Origin of the sequence: Martelella alba, from assembly GCF_006516955.1 — a bacterium.
GTDB classification, from domain to species: domain Bacteria; phylum Pseudomonadota; class Alphaproteobacteria; order Rhizobiales; family Rhizobiaceae; genus Martelella; species Martelella alba.
Genome location: NZ_VHLG01000012.1, coordinates 1 through 15,359 on the forward strand (window position 1 = coordinate 1; position 15,359 = coordinate 15,359).

Annotated in this window: 10 protein-coding genes; 7 read left to right on the plus strand and 3 right to left on the minus strand. The window is 61.9% G+C overall.

Features of this window, described 5'->3' with window-relative positions; genetic code table 11:
- Positions 1-119: 119 nt before the first annotated feature.
- Positions 120-281 carry a hypothetical protein gene (locus tag FJU08_RS22805; RefSeq protein WP_181409892.1) on the minus strand — a complete coding sequence of 54 codons (162 nt, stop codon included), beginning with the start codon at positions 279-281 and terminating at the stop codon, positions 120-122.
- 125 nt (positions 282-406) lie between these two features.
- On the opposite strand from FJU08_RS22805, the gene hrpB reads away from it, so the two are divergent.
- Positions 407-2,863, plus strand: coding sequence for an ATP-dependent helicase HrpB (hrpB, locus tag FJU08_RS16525; protein ID WP_141150340.1), 2,457 nt, complete (start codon positions 407-409; stop codon positions 2,861-2,863).
- A 63-nt stretch (positions 2,864-2,926) separates the two neighbouring features.
- The gene (locus tag FJU08_RS16530) at positions 2,927-4,231 is read left to right on the plus strand and encodes an ActS/PrrB/RegB family redox-sensitive histidine kinase (RefSeq protein WP_141150142.1); all 1,305 of its coding nucleotides are present in this window, start codon (positions 2,927-2,929) and stop codon (positions 4,229-4,231) included.
- Here the strand turns inward: FJU08_RS16530 and FJU08_RS16535 are convergent.
- On the minus strand, positions 4,228-5,487 hold the full coding sequence (locus FJU08_RS16535; RefSeq protein ID WP_141150143.1) for an MFS transporter: 1,260 nt from the start codon (positions 5,485-5,487) through the stop codon (positions 4,228-4,230). The genes FJU08_RS16530 and FJU08_RS16535 overlap by 4 nt on opposite strands.
- A 208-nt stretch (positions 5,488-5,695) precedes the next feature.
- On the opposite strand from FJU08_RS16535, the gene FJU08_RS16540 reads away from it, so the two are divergent.
- Positions 5,696-6,298: an ActR/PrrA/RegA family redox response regulator transcription factor gene (locus tag FJU08_RS16540; protein WP_141150144.1), complete on the plus strand. Its 603-nt coding sequence runs from the start codon at positions 5,696-5,698 to the stop codon at positions 6,296-6,298.
- 255 nt (positions 6,299-6,553) lie between these two features.
- On the opposite strand, the gene FJU08_RS16545 is transcribed toward FJU08_RS16540, so the two are convergent.
- A complete protein-coding gene (locus FJU08_RS16545; RefSeq protein WP_141150145.1) occupies positions 6,554-7,048 on the minus strand; it encodes an MmcB family DNA repair protein in 495 nt (164 codons plus the stop codon).
- A 180-nt stretch (positions 7,049-7,228) separates the two neighbouring features.
- On the opposite strand from FJU08_RS16545, the gene FJU08_RS16550 reads away from it, so the two are divergent.
- The 4 genes from FJU08_RS16550 to trxA all read left to right on the plus strand — a co-directional run bounded on the left by FJU08_RS16550 (position 7,229) and on the right by trxA (position 15,257).
- Complete coding sequence (locus tag FJU08_RS16550) at positions 7,229-7,864, plus strand: L,D-transpeptidase (RefSeq protein WP_407943720.1); 636 nt, start codon at positions 7,229-7,231, stop codon at positions 7,862-7,864.
- 210 nt (positions 7,865-8,074) lie between these two features.
- Complete coding sequence (gene addB / locus FJU08_RS16555) at positions 8,075-11,275, plus strand: double-strand break repair protein AddB (RefSeq protein WP_141150147.1); 3,201 nt, start codon at positions 8,075-8,077, stop codon at positions 11,273-11,275.
- Positions 11,265-14,813, plus strand: a complete 3,549-nt coding sequence (addA, locus tag FJU08_RS16560) for a double-strand break repair helicase AddA (protein ID WP_141150148.1) — start codon at positions 11,265-11,267, stop codon at positions 14,811-14,813. The genes addB and addA overlap by 11 nt, the downstream gene beginning before the upstream one ends.
- 120 nt (positions 14,814-14,933) lie before the next feature.
- Positions 14,934-15,257 carry a thioredoxin gene (gene trxA, locus FJU08_RS16565; RefSeq protein ID WP_141150149.1) on the plus strand — a complete coding sequence of 108 codons (324 nt, stop codon included), beginning with the start codon at positions 14,934-14,936 and terminating at the stop codon, positions 15,255-15,257.
- Positions 15,258-15,359: the final 102 nt, after the last annotated feature.

Consider the following 15,359-nt stretch of genomic DNA (forward strand, 5'->3'; position numbering starts at 1 on the left):
GTGATTTTCTCTGAACCGTAAGCACCAGCTCAGTGGCGCCCCGTCGTTCGGTGAGGCGGCTTATAGACCTACCTAACCAATACCGTCAACGGCTTTTTGAAGAAAAAATGACATTTTTTTCAAGCCATTGAAAATAAACGGCTTTTGTCATTTTTCCTGTCAACCAAGACCTTAAGAAAACATGAATGACGATACTTGCCTAGCAGGTGGGCAGACCATTCACATGCTGCTTTTTTAGGCTCCGATACACCTCCCGGATCAGCCGCTTCGGCATCACCCATTTCGTCTCCCGTAAAGACGCATTATAGCGCCTTTGCCTGACTGCGGCTTTTGCATTAATCAAGGCGCGTGCGGGATTTTCATTCAACTGTCGCATAATATCATGTCCTTCAAGGGAGCGCTCATCATGGGCTCACTACCCGACCTGCCCGTCACCGAGATCCTTGGCCCGCTGACTGACGCGCTTCTTGCTGGTGGGCTGGCGGTATTGGCGGCCCCTCCCGGCGCTGGCAAGACCACATTGGTGCCGCTGCACCTGTTGGCTGAAGGTGCGGCAGGTTCGGGCAAGATCATCCTGATCGAACCCCGCCGGCTGGCAGCACGGGCTGCGGCCAATCGAATGGCGGCGCTTCTGGATGAAGACACGGGCGAGACTGTCGGCTATCGCATGCGGCTTGATAGCAAGATTTCGTCGAAGACCCGGATTGAAGTGGTGACGGAAGGCGTGTTCACCCGCATGGCGCTTGATGATGCGGAACTTTCGGGGATCACCGCCGTGATCTTTGACGAGTTTCACGAGCGCTCCCTTGATGGCGATTTCGGGCTGGCGCTGGCGCTGGATATCCGCGCCGGCCTGCGCGAGGATCTGAAGGTCCTCGTCATGTCGGCGACACTCGACACGCGCGGCATAGCAAAACAGCTGGGCAACGCGCCGGTGATCGAAAGCGCCGGGCGCGCTTTTCCGGTTTCGCTCTCCTACCGCCCGCGCCCGGCCGGCGAGCGTATTGAGGACAGTATGGCCACGGCCATTACCCGGGCGCTCGCCGAGGAGACCGGATCAATCCTCGCCTTTCTGCCCGGGCAGGCCGAAATCACCCGGACGAAAGAACGGCTTTTGAACCGGGTTGGTGAGAATGTGACACTGACCCCGCTTTACGGCAATCTCTCCCGCAGTGAGCAGGATGCAGCCATCCGCCCTGCGCCCGAAGGCACCCGCAAGGTGGTACTGGCGACGGCGATCGCCGAAACCTCGATCACAATTGACGGTGTCACCATCGTTATCGACAGCGGGCTGAAGCGCCTGCCCGTCTTCGAACCCGCAACCGGCATTACCCGTCTGGAAACGGTGCGTGCCTCGCGCGCCTCGGCCGATCAGCGCGCGGGCCGCGCCGGCCGCACAGCGCCGGGCACCGCGATAAGGCTGTGGCATGAGGGGCAGAATGCTGCCCTTGCCGCCTTCGACCCACCGGAAATTCTTTCCAGCGACCTGACGGCCTTCGCGCTCGATCTTGCCCATTGGGGCGTCACAGACCCGGCTTCGCTGTCCTTTCTGGACCAGCCACCGGCTCCGGCCCTGACCGAATCACGCCGCTTGCTGATGGATCTCGGCGCGCTTGACGGTGACAACCGCATCACAGATGCCGGTCGCGACATGCGTGCGCTTTCGCTGCCGCCACGCCTTGCTGCCATGGTACGCCATGCAGCAGAGGACGGCATGGCCGAAGACGCGGCCCGCCTTGCCGTGATGATGGGCGAACAGGGTCTTGGCGGCAACACAACGGATCTGGCAGCGCGTCTTTCGCGCTTTGCCGGCGAGCGCGGACCACGCGCTGAAAAGGCGAGAAATCTTGCAAGACGGATTGCCGCCAGCCTCGGCAGGAAACGGAGCCCTGATGATGTCTTCGATGCCGCCATTGCCCTTACCCACGCCTTTCCCGACCGGATTGCCATGCGGCGCGGTGGCGCGGGCCGCTTTCTGCTTGCCAATGGACGCGGGGCCGAACTGCCAGATGATGATGCGCTGGCATCTGCGGATTTTCTCGTCGTCGCCGACCTCACCGGTGCGGCGGCGAAAAGCCGGATCCTTGCCGCCGCAAGCCTGACGCGCCGGGCGCTTGAAACGGAAATGGCCGATGCCATCGAAACAACAGAAGAGTGTTTCTTCGACAGACAGAGCGGCAGCGTCCGGGCGCGTCGCATGACCCGGCTTGGCGCTCTGGTGCTGGCCGAAACTCCGCTTGGCAAGCCCTCGGGCGCAATAGCTGCGGCCGCACTTGCCGAGGGCCTGTTGCAGACGGGACTTTCAGCGCTTCCCTTCTCGAAGGACGCAAACCATCTGCGCGAGCGGGTCAATTTCCTCCACCGCAAGCTTGGAGCCCCATGGCCGGACTTTTCCGACGCGGCGCTGCTCGCCGATGCCGATGCCTGGTTCACGCCATTCCAGAGCGGCGTCACATCGCTTGGCGGCGTCTCCGCCAAAAGCCTTTCCGACGGCCTTGCCGCTATGCTCGGCTATGAACGTGGTCGCGAACTCGACAAGCTTGCACCGACCCATTTCACGGCACCGACCGGCGAGCGCCACCCGATCCATTATGATGGAGCGGAGCCGCGACTTTCCATACGTGTGCAGGAAATGTTCGGCCTGACGCGCCATCCCGCCATTGCCGGTGACGTTCCGCTGCTTTTGGAACTGACCTCGCCCGCCCACCGGCCGATCCAGACCACCCGCGACCTGCCGGGATTCTGGGCCGGTTCCTGGAAGGATGTGCGTGCCGACATGCGCGGACGCTATCCAAAACATGTCTGGCCGGAAGATCCGGCCAGTGCGACACCGACACGCCGGGCAAAGCCGCGCGGGACATGATAGGATCCGGCCATATAGGATCCGGCCATGTGAAGGCCAGGGCGAGGCGCCGGGGAGAAATGGATGAGAACACCGATACCCGACATGATGGAAGGCGAAGGCCGACGCACGCTGCGTCTGGAGACGCTTGTCCGACTGCGCTGGCTTGCCGCTGCGGGCCAGATTGTCACCATCATCGTCGTCGCCTTTGGCCTTGGCTTTTCCATGCCGCTCATCCCGGTCATGGTGCTGATTGCAGCCCTTGCGATCGGCAATCTGGTGCTGGCCCTGCGCTTTCCGCTGACCCAGCGCGTCAGCCCCGGCAGCGCCTTCATCATGATCGGCTTCGACATTCTTCAGCTCTCCGCCCTGTTGTTTCTGACGGGCGGCCTTGCCAATCCCTTCGTTGCACTGATTTCCGTGCCGGTGATCATCTCCTTCACCGCCTTGCCGCTGAAACATGCCCTCACCCTGCTTGGCCTTGCCATCATCTGCGTATCCGGCTTCGCGCTGACGCCTTTTGCCCTGCCCTGGCATGACGGCGAGATGCTGGAGGTTGATCCGGTACTGCGTCTCGGCATCTGGATCGGCATTCTGGCGATGCTGGCCTTTGCCGCCTTTTATGCCCGGCGGATTTCGCTTGAAGCCCAGCAGATGGCCGATGCGCTTGCCGCAACCGAACTGGTGTTGCAACGCGAGCAGCATCTATCCGAGCTGGATGGCCTTGCCGCCGCTGCTGCCCACGAGCTTGGCACGCCGCTGGCGACTATCCTGCTGGTGGCCAAGGAGATGGCCGGCACGCTTGGCAAGGATGAGCGCCATGGCGAAGACGTGATGCTGCTGGTCAGCCAGGCCCAGCGCTGCCGCGAAATTCTGGCACGGCTGACCGCCATGTCGAAGGAGGACGAGGCACATATGCGGCTTCTGCCGCTCTCCTCGCTGGTGGAGGATGTCGTCGCGCCGCATCGTCCTTTCATCAGCAACATCGAGATTGTCTACGAGGGAGCGCGTGAAGACGAGCCTGTCGGTATCCGCAATCCCGGCATCATCTTCGGCCTTGGCAATATCGTTGAAAATGCCGTGGAGCATGCGGAGGAAAAGGTGCGCCTCACCGTCGCCCATGACGACAACACGGTTTCGATCGTGATCGAGGATGATGGCAGCGGCTATCCGGCAGAGATCCTGCCGCGCATCGGCGATCCCTTCGTTTCCGGCCGCGGCCGCGAGGCGGGAACGGCGCGTGCCGGTGGCATGGGGCTTGGCCTGTTCATTGCCAAGACCCTTTTGGAACGCTCCGGCGCGACCTTGCGCTTCACCAACCGGGAGCCCGAAGGTTCAGGCGCCCGGATTGCCGTTTCATGGCCGCGCCGGCGCATGGAGGCCGATTAGTCTTCGACGGCGGGACGGATTTTCGCCGTCAGCACGGCACCTGCGGCCAGCAGTGAGAAAACCGCCAGGAGAACGGCCGGTGGCAGCGTGCTGCCGGTGGTCTGGATCAGCCAGGTGGCTGCAAGCGGTGTCAGCCCGCCGACAATGGCGAAGCCGATATTGTAGACAAAGGCGACACCGGTATAGCGCACGTCGGTCGGGAAAATCGCCGTCAGCATTACCGGCCCGACACCCCAGGCAAAGGCGCCGATCAGCGAGATCACGATCATCGCCGGCATCAGCGCGGCAATACCCGACCCCATCCAGATATAAAGCGGTATGGCGGCAAGGCCGAGTGCAAGTGCTGCGATGAAAGCCGGGACCTTGATGCCGATATAATCGGAGATCAGCCCCGCAAGCGGCATGGGCAGTGAAAACAGGATCGTGCCGACGAGAACGGCACTTGCCACCGGATCGGCATCATAATGCAGGAATTCGGTCAGATAGCTGTTCATGTAGAGATAGAGCAGCGGCACGGCGGCAGCCCCGAGCCCGGTGATGAAAAGCCCGGTAATGACCTGCCCGCCATGGTCTTTCAACAGCGGCACGAGCGGTACCTTGTGGGCGCTGTCCTCCATTTCCGCAAAGGCCGGGCTTTCCGAAAGCCGGGCGCGCAACACAAAGCCGACAATGGCAATCACCCCGCCGATGAAGAAACCGATACGCCAGCCATAGCTCAGGACCGCCGCATCCGACAGGCTTTGCTGGATCGCCCATTGCACCGCTTGGGCGGCCAGCATGCCGACATTGATGATCATGAACAATACGCCACAGGCAAAACCGCGCCGCTTCGGCATGGTTTCGGTGATCAGCGTCATGGCGCCGGGGATCTCGCCGCCAAGGCAGAGCCCCTGCACCATGCGCAGGATGACAAGCGCAACTGCAGCGAAAACACCCCATTCGGCATAGCCCGGCATCAGCGCGATCAGAAAGGTCGATCCCGCCATGCCGGCAATCGAGATTCGCAGCATCGCCTTGCGGCCGTGGCGATCGCCGAAATGGGAAAACAGCACACCGCCAATGGGGCGCACCAGATAGCCGGCGGCAAAGACCGCGAAGGCGGCCAGCATGCGCGCCGCCGCATCTTCCGCCGGGAAGAATACCTTGCCGATCTGGGCGGCGAAGGTTGCGTAAATCACGAAATCATAAAATTCCAGACCGCCACCAAGGCTGCCGAGAAACAGAGCACGATTGCGCTCGCGTGCATTGCCATCCATACGCCGGATACCCCCCTTGCGATTTGTCAGCTAAGCGAAGGTGGCAAAGCTTGCCGGCGAAGGCAAGCGCCATCACCAGTGATGCCTTTACGGCTTCACTTTGGGGAAAATCCGCATGTTATGGGGTTTACCCCCGCGAAGGGGAGGTTCATAAGCGTTAACAGGCGAGGAAGCAGAAAGCGGGCTATACCCGCAATGAGATTGCACCATGACGAAAGCAGGCGAAGACGCAACACTGGCAGGCAAGGACAGCGCGCACGATAATTCATGGCCGGAGGAGCTTGGCCAGGAGCGCAGCCTGTTGATCGTAGATGATGACGGACCATTTTTGCGACGGCTCGGCCGCGCCATGGAGATCCGCGGTTTCGAAGTCGATATGGCCGAGAGCGTGGCAGAGGGTATTGAGAGCGCCCGCAACCGGCCGCCCAAATTCGCCGTGATCGACCTGAGGCTTGGCGATGGCAACGGTCTCGACGTCATTTCCGACATCCGCAAGCTGCGCGAGGATACGCATATCATCGTGCTGACCGGTTATGGCAATATCGCAACCGCTGTCACGGCGGTGAAACTCGGCGCGCTCGACTATCTGGCAAAACCCGCCGATGCCGACGATATTTTGAATGCGCTGCTGCAAAAGCCCGGACACCGCGTCGAACCGCCGGAAAACCCGATGTCGGCAGACCGGGTTCGCTGGGAACATATTCAGCGTATCTATGAGATGTGCGACCGCAATGTTTCCGAGACGGCCCGCAGGCTCAACATGCACCGCCGCACCCTGCAGCGCATATTGGCAAAGCGCGCGCCGCGCTGACGGACAAAACAGGACCGGGGCGCTCTCAGCCACCCCCAGGCTGCTGACAAAGCCATTCATATTGCATGTTTGAGGTGGAATAGCCCGCCCCCTCCGTCGTCATCCCCGTGCTTGTCACGGGGATCCAGATCGTTAAGGCATTGAAAGAAAAAATCTTTCGCCGCGCGGACGGGCAGCGGCTGGATGCCTGTGGACCAAGCACAGGCATGACGTCAAAAAGAGGTGGCGAGGTTTGTCAGCAGTCTGGGGGCGGTCTCAGCCGCCCTGCTCTTTCTCGAATTTTTCCAGCGCCCATTCGGCAAGCGTCAGACGCTCGGCCGCGAGCCGTGAAAATTCCAGCGTCAACGCCTTGCGCCGCGCCGGTGGCAGCCGATGTTCCGGCGCCTCGCGCAGGATTTCTGCGCCGAAACGATCCGCCAGAACAAGGCCGCAATCTTCCGGAAACACATCCAGCGGCACGGCCGCATGGGTGGCGAAAAACAGCCGGTCGCAATAAGCGCGGTAATCCGGCCATTTGTGATCGACGCGAAAATCTTCCAGCGATGATTTGATCTCGATGATCCAGATCTCGCCCTTGTCCGAAAGACTGATCAGATCGGCGCGGCGGCCGTTTCGAAGCGTCATTTCCGCAATCGCCGCGTGACGCATGTGGCGCAGCAGGTGCTGCACGCCACGCCTCACCAGAAGCGCATTTTCCGACTGCCGGCCGTCAGCCGTTGGATTTTTATTATGCAGATCGATGATTGCCATCGCCCACCTCCGGTCAATCGATGCATTTTGACAACATTACTTGTTCCGCTTCCGTCACAATGGAGCCGAACCTTCTACGCGCGCTTGAATATAGATAAATTATTAACCATAAACTGTCTAAAATCCGCCGTAATTCCACAACCCTCGGTTAACGCCCGGAGCACGAGTCTGTAAATGTATATGAAATCCGCCTTTCTTGCATTGTCCCTGACGGGGCTTCTGGCCGCCACTGGCTGCACCACGACCGGTGAACCGAAAACGGTAATGGCCCCGGTTTCCGCCTATGCCGCTACCGTTGACGATGGCTATCAGGTGCCGCGTGTTCCGATCCATCAGGTTCCCGACGCCTATCACCGCCAGATCGTCGAATACAAGACAGACGAAAAGCCCGGAACGATCATCGTCGATACCAAGGACCGCTTCCTCTATTACGTGCTCGAAGATGGCAAGGCGGTGCGCTACGGTATCGGCGTCGGCCGCGACGGCTTCCGCTGGTCCGGCGAGGCCTATGTCGGCCGCCGCGCCGAATGGCCCACCTGGTATCCGCCCTTTGCCATGATCCAGCGTCAGCCGGAGCTGAAGGAATATTCCGGCGGCATGGATCCGGGCATCATGAACCCGCTCGGCGCCCGCGCACTCTATCTCTACCGCAATGGCAATGACACCATGTTCCGCATTCACGGCAATCCGGACTGGACCTCCATTGGCCAGGCCGTATCGTCGGGCTGCATCCGCATGATCAATCAGGATATTATCGACCTTTATGCCCGCGTTGACCCCAAGGTCCGCACCAAGGTCATTGTTCTGGAAGGCTGATGACAATAGCTGCCCTGCCGGCACCGCATCCGGCGGGGCAGCTCCGCTTGCGCTTCGGCGCTGCGATGCGTAAACCTTGCCTGCAATAACGAGAGCGCCATGCGATCTGCTGGAATCAGATTGACACGCTAACATATTGTTTTAGCAGCATGATAAGACGACCCGCGCTTCGGCCGTTTCGGATCATGCTCTCGCGAAGCAGGAGGGATCATGACCGAGGACAAAGGCACCGGCCTTTTCACCATTCCGCCCGGCGCCCCTTTTCTCGCCACGCTTGCACAAGCCCTTCTTGATGGACGGCTTGCACCTGGCTTTTCCCATGACCCAAGCGATCCACTCAGTCTTGCCGATGCGGTGATCTTTCTGCCGACCCGGCGCGCCGCACGTGTTCTGCGCGCTGAATTTGCGCGCCTGCTCGGTGGCAGCACTGCCATATTGCCGCAGATTCGTCCGCTGGGTGAAACCGATGAAGATGAGGCTCTTCTTGCCGAAGTGCCAGGCGCAATTGCCGACAGCATGGAGCCCATTGCACCGGTCGAACGGCTGCTTGAGCTTGCCGGCCTGATCCTGCCCTGGCGCAACCGTCTGTCGGAGGCGCTTTCCGGCCTGCATGGCGGCTCGCCGCTGATTGCCCCGGCAAGCCCGGCTGACGCCGTCTGGCTTGCCCGCGATCTTGCCGAACTGATCGACGCCATGGAGACCGAGGGCATCGACTGGGCGCAGATGAACACACTGAATGGCGAAGACTACGCGATCTGGTGGCAGCTGACCGCCGAATTTCTCAATATCGCCGCCCTTTACTGGCCCGAACGGCTGGACGAGCTTGGCCGGGCCTCCGCCGTCATGCACAGAAACCGGCTGCTTGCCGCCGAGGCCGAGAGACTGTCTTGCCTTTCCGGCACCGCGCCGGTGATTGTCGCCGGTTCCACCGGTTCGGTACCGGCCATTGCCGATCTGATTGCAGCGGTCGCCCGCCTGCCGCAGGGTGTTGTGGTGCTGCCGGGCCTCGATCTTGCCATGGAAGACGACGCCTTTTCCGCGCTGACGGCACCGGATGCCGATCTGTCACAGCCGGAGCCGTCAAACCGCGCCCATCCGCAATATGAAATGGCGCGGCTGATCGAACGGCTTGGCCAAACCCGCGCCGACTTCACAAGCCTCGGTCAGGCCGCGCCGGAGATTGCCGCGCGCAGTGCCATTTTGGCGGAAGCCTTTGCGCCCGCCGAGAGAACGGATGGCTGGGGGGCTGCACGCCTCCGGTTTGACGTAGCCGCCCTTGATACTGCCTTTGCCGACACAAGCCTGATCGAGGCATCGAACGAGCGCGAGGAGGCCCTGTCGATCGCCATTGCGCTCCGCCTGGCGCTCGATCACCCCAGATCCGATGGACGGCCCGCCATTTCAGCACTGATCACGCCGGACCGCGCATTGGCGCGTCGCGTGACCGCCGAATTGAAGCGTTTCGCCATCGATGCCGATGATTCCGCCGGTACGCCGCTTTTGCAGACATTGCAGGGCACGCTGATGGTGCTGATGCTGGAGACGGCGCTGAAACCCGGTGATCCGGCCACACTTGCCGCACTCATCAAGCATCCGCTCGCCCGTTTCGGCCTTTCAGCCCGCGATATGCGCCAAGCCAGCGCGGCACTGGAGCTGATCGCGCTGCGCGGCGGCACGCGGATGATCGATCCAGGGCAGCTTGAAACCATCGTCACCGAAGCGCTGGCGGCAGAACAGGATCAGCGACATACGCCCCGCTTCCGCTCCGCCCTGCCGAAACAGGCCCCGGAAAAAGCGATCGACCTTGGCAGGCGCATCAGCGAAGCCTTGGCGCCGCTCTGCGAGATGCTGGTGCCGCGCGGGCCGGATGCGACGCCGATCACTGAAACCATTGCCGTTTCCGCCTGGTCGGAGCGCACCGGACGCGCGCTTGAGGCCATCGCCCTTTCCGCCGATGGCGATCTCTCCGCACTCTGGGCTGGGGAGGCCGGGGAACGGCTTTCCACCATGCTGGCAGAATGCATGGCCTCGAAAACACCGATGGAAGCTGACGGGCCGCAATGGATCGATATTGCCGCCGCCTTGATTGCCTCCGATGCGGTCAAGCCGCGCTCGATGGGCAATCCGCGCGTTTTCATTTTTGGCGCGGTGGAGGCCCGGCTGCAGGAGGCGGATACGATCATCATCGGCGGCATGAATGAGGGTGTCTGGCCGACCCAGCCGAAGAACAATCCCTTCCTCTCACGCGGCATGAAGGCCGAGATCGGCCTGGAGCCGCCGGAAAAGCGCATCGGCCAGCTGGCCCATGATTTCACCATGGCAGCCGGCACGAAAAGGCTGATTTTCACCCGTGCGCTGCGCCAGGGCTCGGCCCCGACCGTCGCCAGCCGCTGGCTACAGCGGCTCGGCGCCTTTGCCGGTGCGGATCTGATCGGAAAACTGGCCGAACGGGGTGCGCTTTATCGCCATTATGCTGACGAGCTGGATCGCAAGGAGCGTCAGCGGCCAGCCCCGCGGCCGGAGCCAAAACCCCCGGCAGAGTTCCAGCCGGAGCGCTACTCCTTCTCCGAAATCGGCAGGCTGCGGCGTGACCCCTATGCGATCTATGCCGCCAAGGTGCTGAAGCTTGACCCGCTTTTGCCCTTCAATACCGATCCCGGCATGGCCGAGCGCGGCACGCTCTACCACGCCATGGCCGAAAAGTTTCTGAAATCGGGCGCCGATCCGAAAAGCGAGGCGGGCAGGGCTGCGATGACGGAGATCGTCAATCAGCTTTTGATGGAAGCGGAACTGCCGCCGCATCTTTCGGTCAGCTGGGAACCACGCATCCGCAGTGTGGCCGAGGCGCTTTTGACCTTCGAGGCCGACAGGCGGGACCGCCTTACCATCGACAAGACCATGACGGAAGCAGGTGCTGGCTTCAATATTCCGCTTGCCGGGGTGCGGCTGACCGGCATTGCCGACCGGATCGACCTCTTGAGCGACGGCAGTGCCGAAATCATCGACTACAAGACCGGCCTTTCCCCTTCCGTCAACGAGGCGCGCGCGCTTCTGGAGCCGCAATTGCCGCTGGAAGCCGCCGCCCTTGCCGCCGGCGCATTCCGCGATCTGCCGCAGACGGAAACGGCGAGCCTGAAATATGTCCGCCTGCGTCCCGGTCGCCGCTTTGATGTCGACCAGCTGGAAAAGCCGGCAACCAAGACAGAAGATGCAATCACCGCCATGACGCTGGCAGATGATGCGCTGAAGCAGTTCTCGCGCTTTGTCACTCTGCTGAAGACGAATGAGAAGCCGTTCACATCCCGGCTGATCCCGGCGCGCCAGCGCGATTTCGGCGGCGAATATGATCATCTGGCCCGAGTGGCGGAATGGATGACGGCGGAAGACGAGGAGGGTGGCAATGGCGAATGATGCCTCTGTGCCGGGGCTCGCTGCCCCGGCTGAAGACTGGCTGTCCTGGACCACGGGCCAGCAGCGTCTTGCCTCTGATCCTGCCCGCACGGTCTGGGTTTCCGCCAATGCCGGTTCCGGCAAGACCCATGTGCTGACCCAGCGCGTTGTCCGCCTGCTTCTGGCCGGGGCCAGACCCTCTGCCATATTGTGCCTCACCTATACAAAGGCGGCGGCCTCTGAAATGTCGAACCGGGTCTTCGCCCGGCTTGCCGAATGGGCTGTCATGCCGGATGAACGGCTCGCCGCCGTGATCGAGGAGATCGAAGGGACACGGCCCGATGGCCTCAAGCTTGCCATCGCCCGAAGGCTGTTTGCCCGGGCACTCGAAACGCCGGGCGGGCTGAAAATCCAGACCATCCATGCCTTTTGCGAGAAGCTGCTGCACCAGTTTCCGCTGGAGGCCAATGTCGCTGGCCATTTTGCCGTGCTGGACGATATTGCCGCCGCCACGCTTTTGGAAGACGCCCGCCGCCAGCTTTTCTCCGCCGCCGCCAGAGGCGAGGATGAAGCGCTCGCCGCAGCCTTCGCCGATGTGCTCGATACCGCCGATGACAGCGGGCTGGAACGGCTGCTTAGCGAGATCGTTTCCGCCCGCCATGCGCTCAGGCCGTTTTTCGCCCGCGCAAAGGCCGACACCCCCGGCGCGAAGGGATTACGCCGGGCGCTCGGACGTCAATACGGCTTTGGCGAAGACGAAACAGTGGCAACCATTGCCGCATCCGCCTGGCCGCTGCCCGATCTTGATGACGCCGCTATCGCGACGCTGATCGAGGTTGCCCGGGCCGATGGCGGCAAGCGTTCGGCCGATCTGGCAAAGGCCCTTTGCGCCATTCGGGCCTGCGACGATGCAGCCACACGGCTGACGCTGCTGCAGGACGCGCTCTTGACCAAGACCGGTGCGGCAAAGGCCGAATCGACCCTTGCCTTCAAGTCTCTGCGCGCCACGGCCCCCGATATCGCCGAAGCGCTGATTGCATCGGCTGCTTTCATCGAGCAGCTTTCCGACCGGCTCAACAGCTTCACGATCTTCGAAAAGACCGTCTCGGCGCTGGTGATCGCCGAAAAGCTGGATGAGCGCTACGAGGAATTGAAGAAACGGCGCGGCAAGCTCGATTTCGAGGATTTGATCGCCCGCGCCGCAGCCCTTCTGACCCGCGCCGATTCCAGCCGCTGGATCCACTACAAGCTCGATCAGGGCATTGATCATATTCTGGTCGATGAGGCCCAGGACACCGCTCCCTTGCAATGGGATGTGGTGCGCTCGCTGACTGAGGACTTCTTTGCCGGCGAGGGCGCGCGGGCGCAAACCCGGACCATGTTTGCCGTCGGCGATGAAAAGCAGTCGATCTATTCCTTTCAGGGCGCCCGTCCCGAACGCTTTGCCGCCGAAGGCCGGGCAACGCAGATCCGCGTCAGGCAAAGCAGTGCCGATTTTTCCAGGATCGGCCTGCCACTGTCCTTCCGCTCGACATCATCCGTACTCTCCGCCGTCGATCAGGTGTTTTCAACAGCTGAAAACCGGCGCGGTCTCTCCGCCGAAGATGAAGCACCGGTGCATATTTCCAACCGGCACGGCCATCCGGGCTTAGTGGAGGTGTGGGAAAAGATCGCCCCGGCCGAGACGGACGAAGACGAGGACTGGACCGCCCCCTTTGACGCGACGCCGGAAAGCGCGCCGCCTGCCGTGCTGGCCCGCCGGATCGCCGCGCGGATCGCCGCCATGATCGGCACGGAAACCATTATCGAAGACGGCCATGAGCGACCGGTGCGCCCCGGTGATATTCTCGTTCTGGTGAGAAAGCGCGATGGCTTCGTCAATGCGCTGACGCGGCTGATGAAAACACCCTATGACATTCCGGTTGCCGGCGCCGACCGGCTGAAGCTTGCCGATCATATTGCGGTGAAGGATCTGATGGCGCTTGGCCGTTTCGCCATTCTGCCGGAAGACGATCTGTCGCTTGCCGCCATTTTGAAAAGCCCGCTGATCAATCTCGATGAGGACGATCTCTTCACGATCGCCGCCAGACGCGCGCAAAGCGAACATGTCTGGTCAGCGCTTCGCCGGCTCGCAGGCGAGGGGGAACCTCGCTTCGCCGCCGCCGTGGAAAAGCTTGATCGGGCCATCGGTCTTGCCCGCCGCCGTGCCGCTTTTGATTTTTACGCCGATATTCTGGCGAAGGAGGGTGGCCGCCGTGCTTTCCTCGCCCGGCTCGGCAGCGAGGCGAGTGATATTCTCGACGAATTTCTCAATGTCGCCGCAGCGCATGAGGAAAATGGCCTGCCGGGCCTGCAATCCTTTCTCGATGTGCTGGATGAGGGCGGACTTGAGGTCAAGCGCGAACAGGACAAGGGCCGCAACGAAGTGCGGATCATGACGGTGCACGCCTCCAAGGGGCTTGAGGCGCCGGTGGTCTTTCTCGTCGATAGCGGCGGCAAGGCCTTCGTACCAAGCCATCTCTCAGGTTTTCGCATGATGGAGGGTGGACTGCCGGTCTGGCATGGCGGCAAGAAAGGGGCGGATGCCCGTGTCCTTGCCGACCTTGCCCGCCGCGAAAGCGAGGCAGAGGAAGAATATCGTCGCCTGCTCTATGTGGCGATGACCCGCGCCGCCGACAGGCTGATCATTACCGGCTATCGCGGCAAGCGCGACAATGACGCCTCCTGGCATCCGATGATCGCATCGGCCCTTTCCGCCGATGAAAAGGGCAGGGCAGAGACCGTGACCGTCAGCGGCCCGGATGGCGATTACGAAGCCCTTTTATGGCGCGAAGCCGTTGTGAAGCGCAAATTCGACTCAGCGCCCGGCAAGAATGACGAAACCGCAGAAATGCCGCCGCTGCCAGCCTGTCTGCTTGAACCCTTCCGCGATGCCGAACGGCCGATCCCGCCGCTCAGTCCGTCGCGTGCCGGGCTTGAGGTGGAAGATCCCGCACCGATGACGGCCTCACCGCTCTTCTCCGCGGCAAAACCCGGCGACGGGCTTGAACGTGGCCGGCTGGCCCACCGCCTGCTGCAACTTTTGCCGGGCCTTGCCGAAGCCGAGCGCGACGCCGGCTGCCGTCGCTATCTCGAACGCGCCGGCCATATGCTGTCACCGGAAGCCCGCGCCCGTCTCGGCGACGATGTGATGGCGCTTTTGACCGATGATCGACTTGCGCCGGTCTTTGGACCCGACAGCCGGGCAGAGGTCTCCATTACCGGCACCGTGACGCTGGGACGCGATACCTTTGCCGTTTCCGGCCGGCTCGACCGGCTGGCGATTGACGGCGACCGCGTGCTGATCGTCGATTACAAGACCAATCGCAATCCGCCGCAGGACGCATCCGGCGTGCCCTTCTCCCATGCCGCACAGATGGCGGTCTATGCCGAGATCCTGAAGCCGCTTTATCCCGGCAAACGGGTCGAGTGCCTGCTGGTCTATTCCGAAAACCGGGCGGTGATTTCGCTGAGCCCGGCCATGCTTGATGAAACTCTGGGGGCGCTCTCGACAAAGTGAAGGCTTGCCATTGATTTCCCGGCAGGTCATGCTCACATGAGGCACCAAACCGAATATTGCAGCGGCTTAAGCCGCGCACGGGCCTTCAGGGTCCGACAGAAATTGCCAAGGAGCAATAAGATGGCAACAGTGAAAGTCGACAGCGTCAACTTCGAGGAAGAAGTCCTGAAGTCCGCTGAACCCGTAATCGTCGATTTCTGGGCGGAATGGTGCGGCCCGTGCCGCATGATTGGCCCGAGCCTTGAAGAAATTGCCGAAGAAATGGGCGGCAAGGTGAAGATCGCCAAGCTCAATGTCGATGACAATCCCGATCTGGCCGTCAAATATGGCGTCCGCTCGATCCCGATGCTCGCCATGTTCAAGGCCGGCGAAGTCGCCGACGTCAAGGTCGGCGCCGCGCCGAAGACCGCCCTTTCGAGCTGGATCAACGGCGCCATCGCCTGATCCCTGGACAAGATTGCTGATCTGATGGAAGCCCGTGCGGAAACGCGCGGGCTTTTTCATGTCCGCTCATTTGACTTCGCGCATTCGTCTTGCGATCGCTTT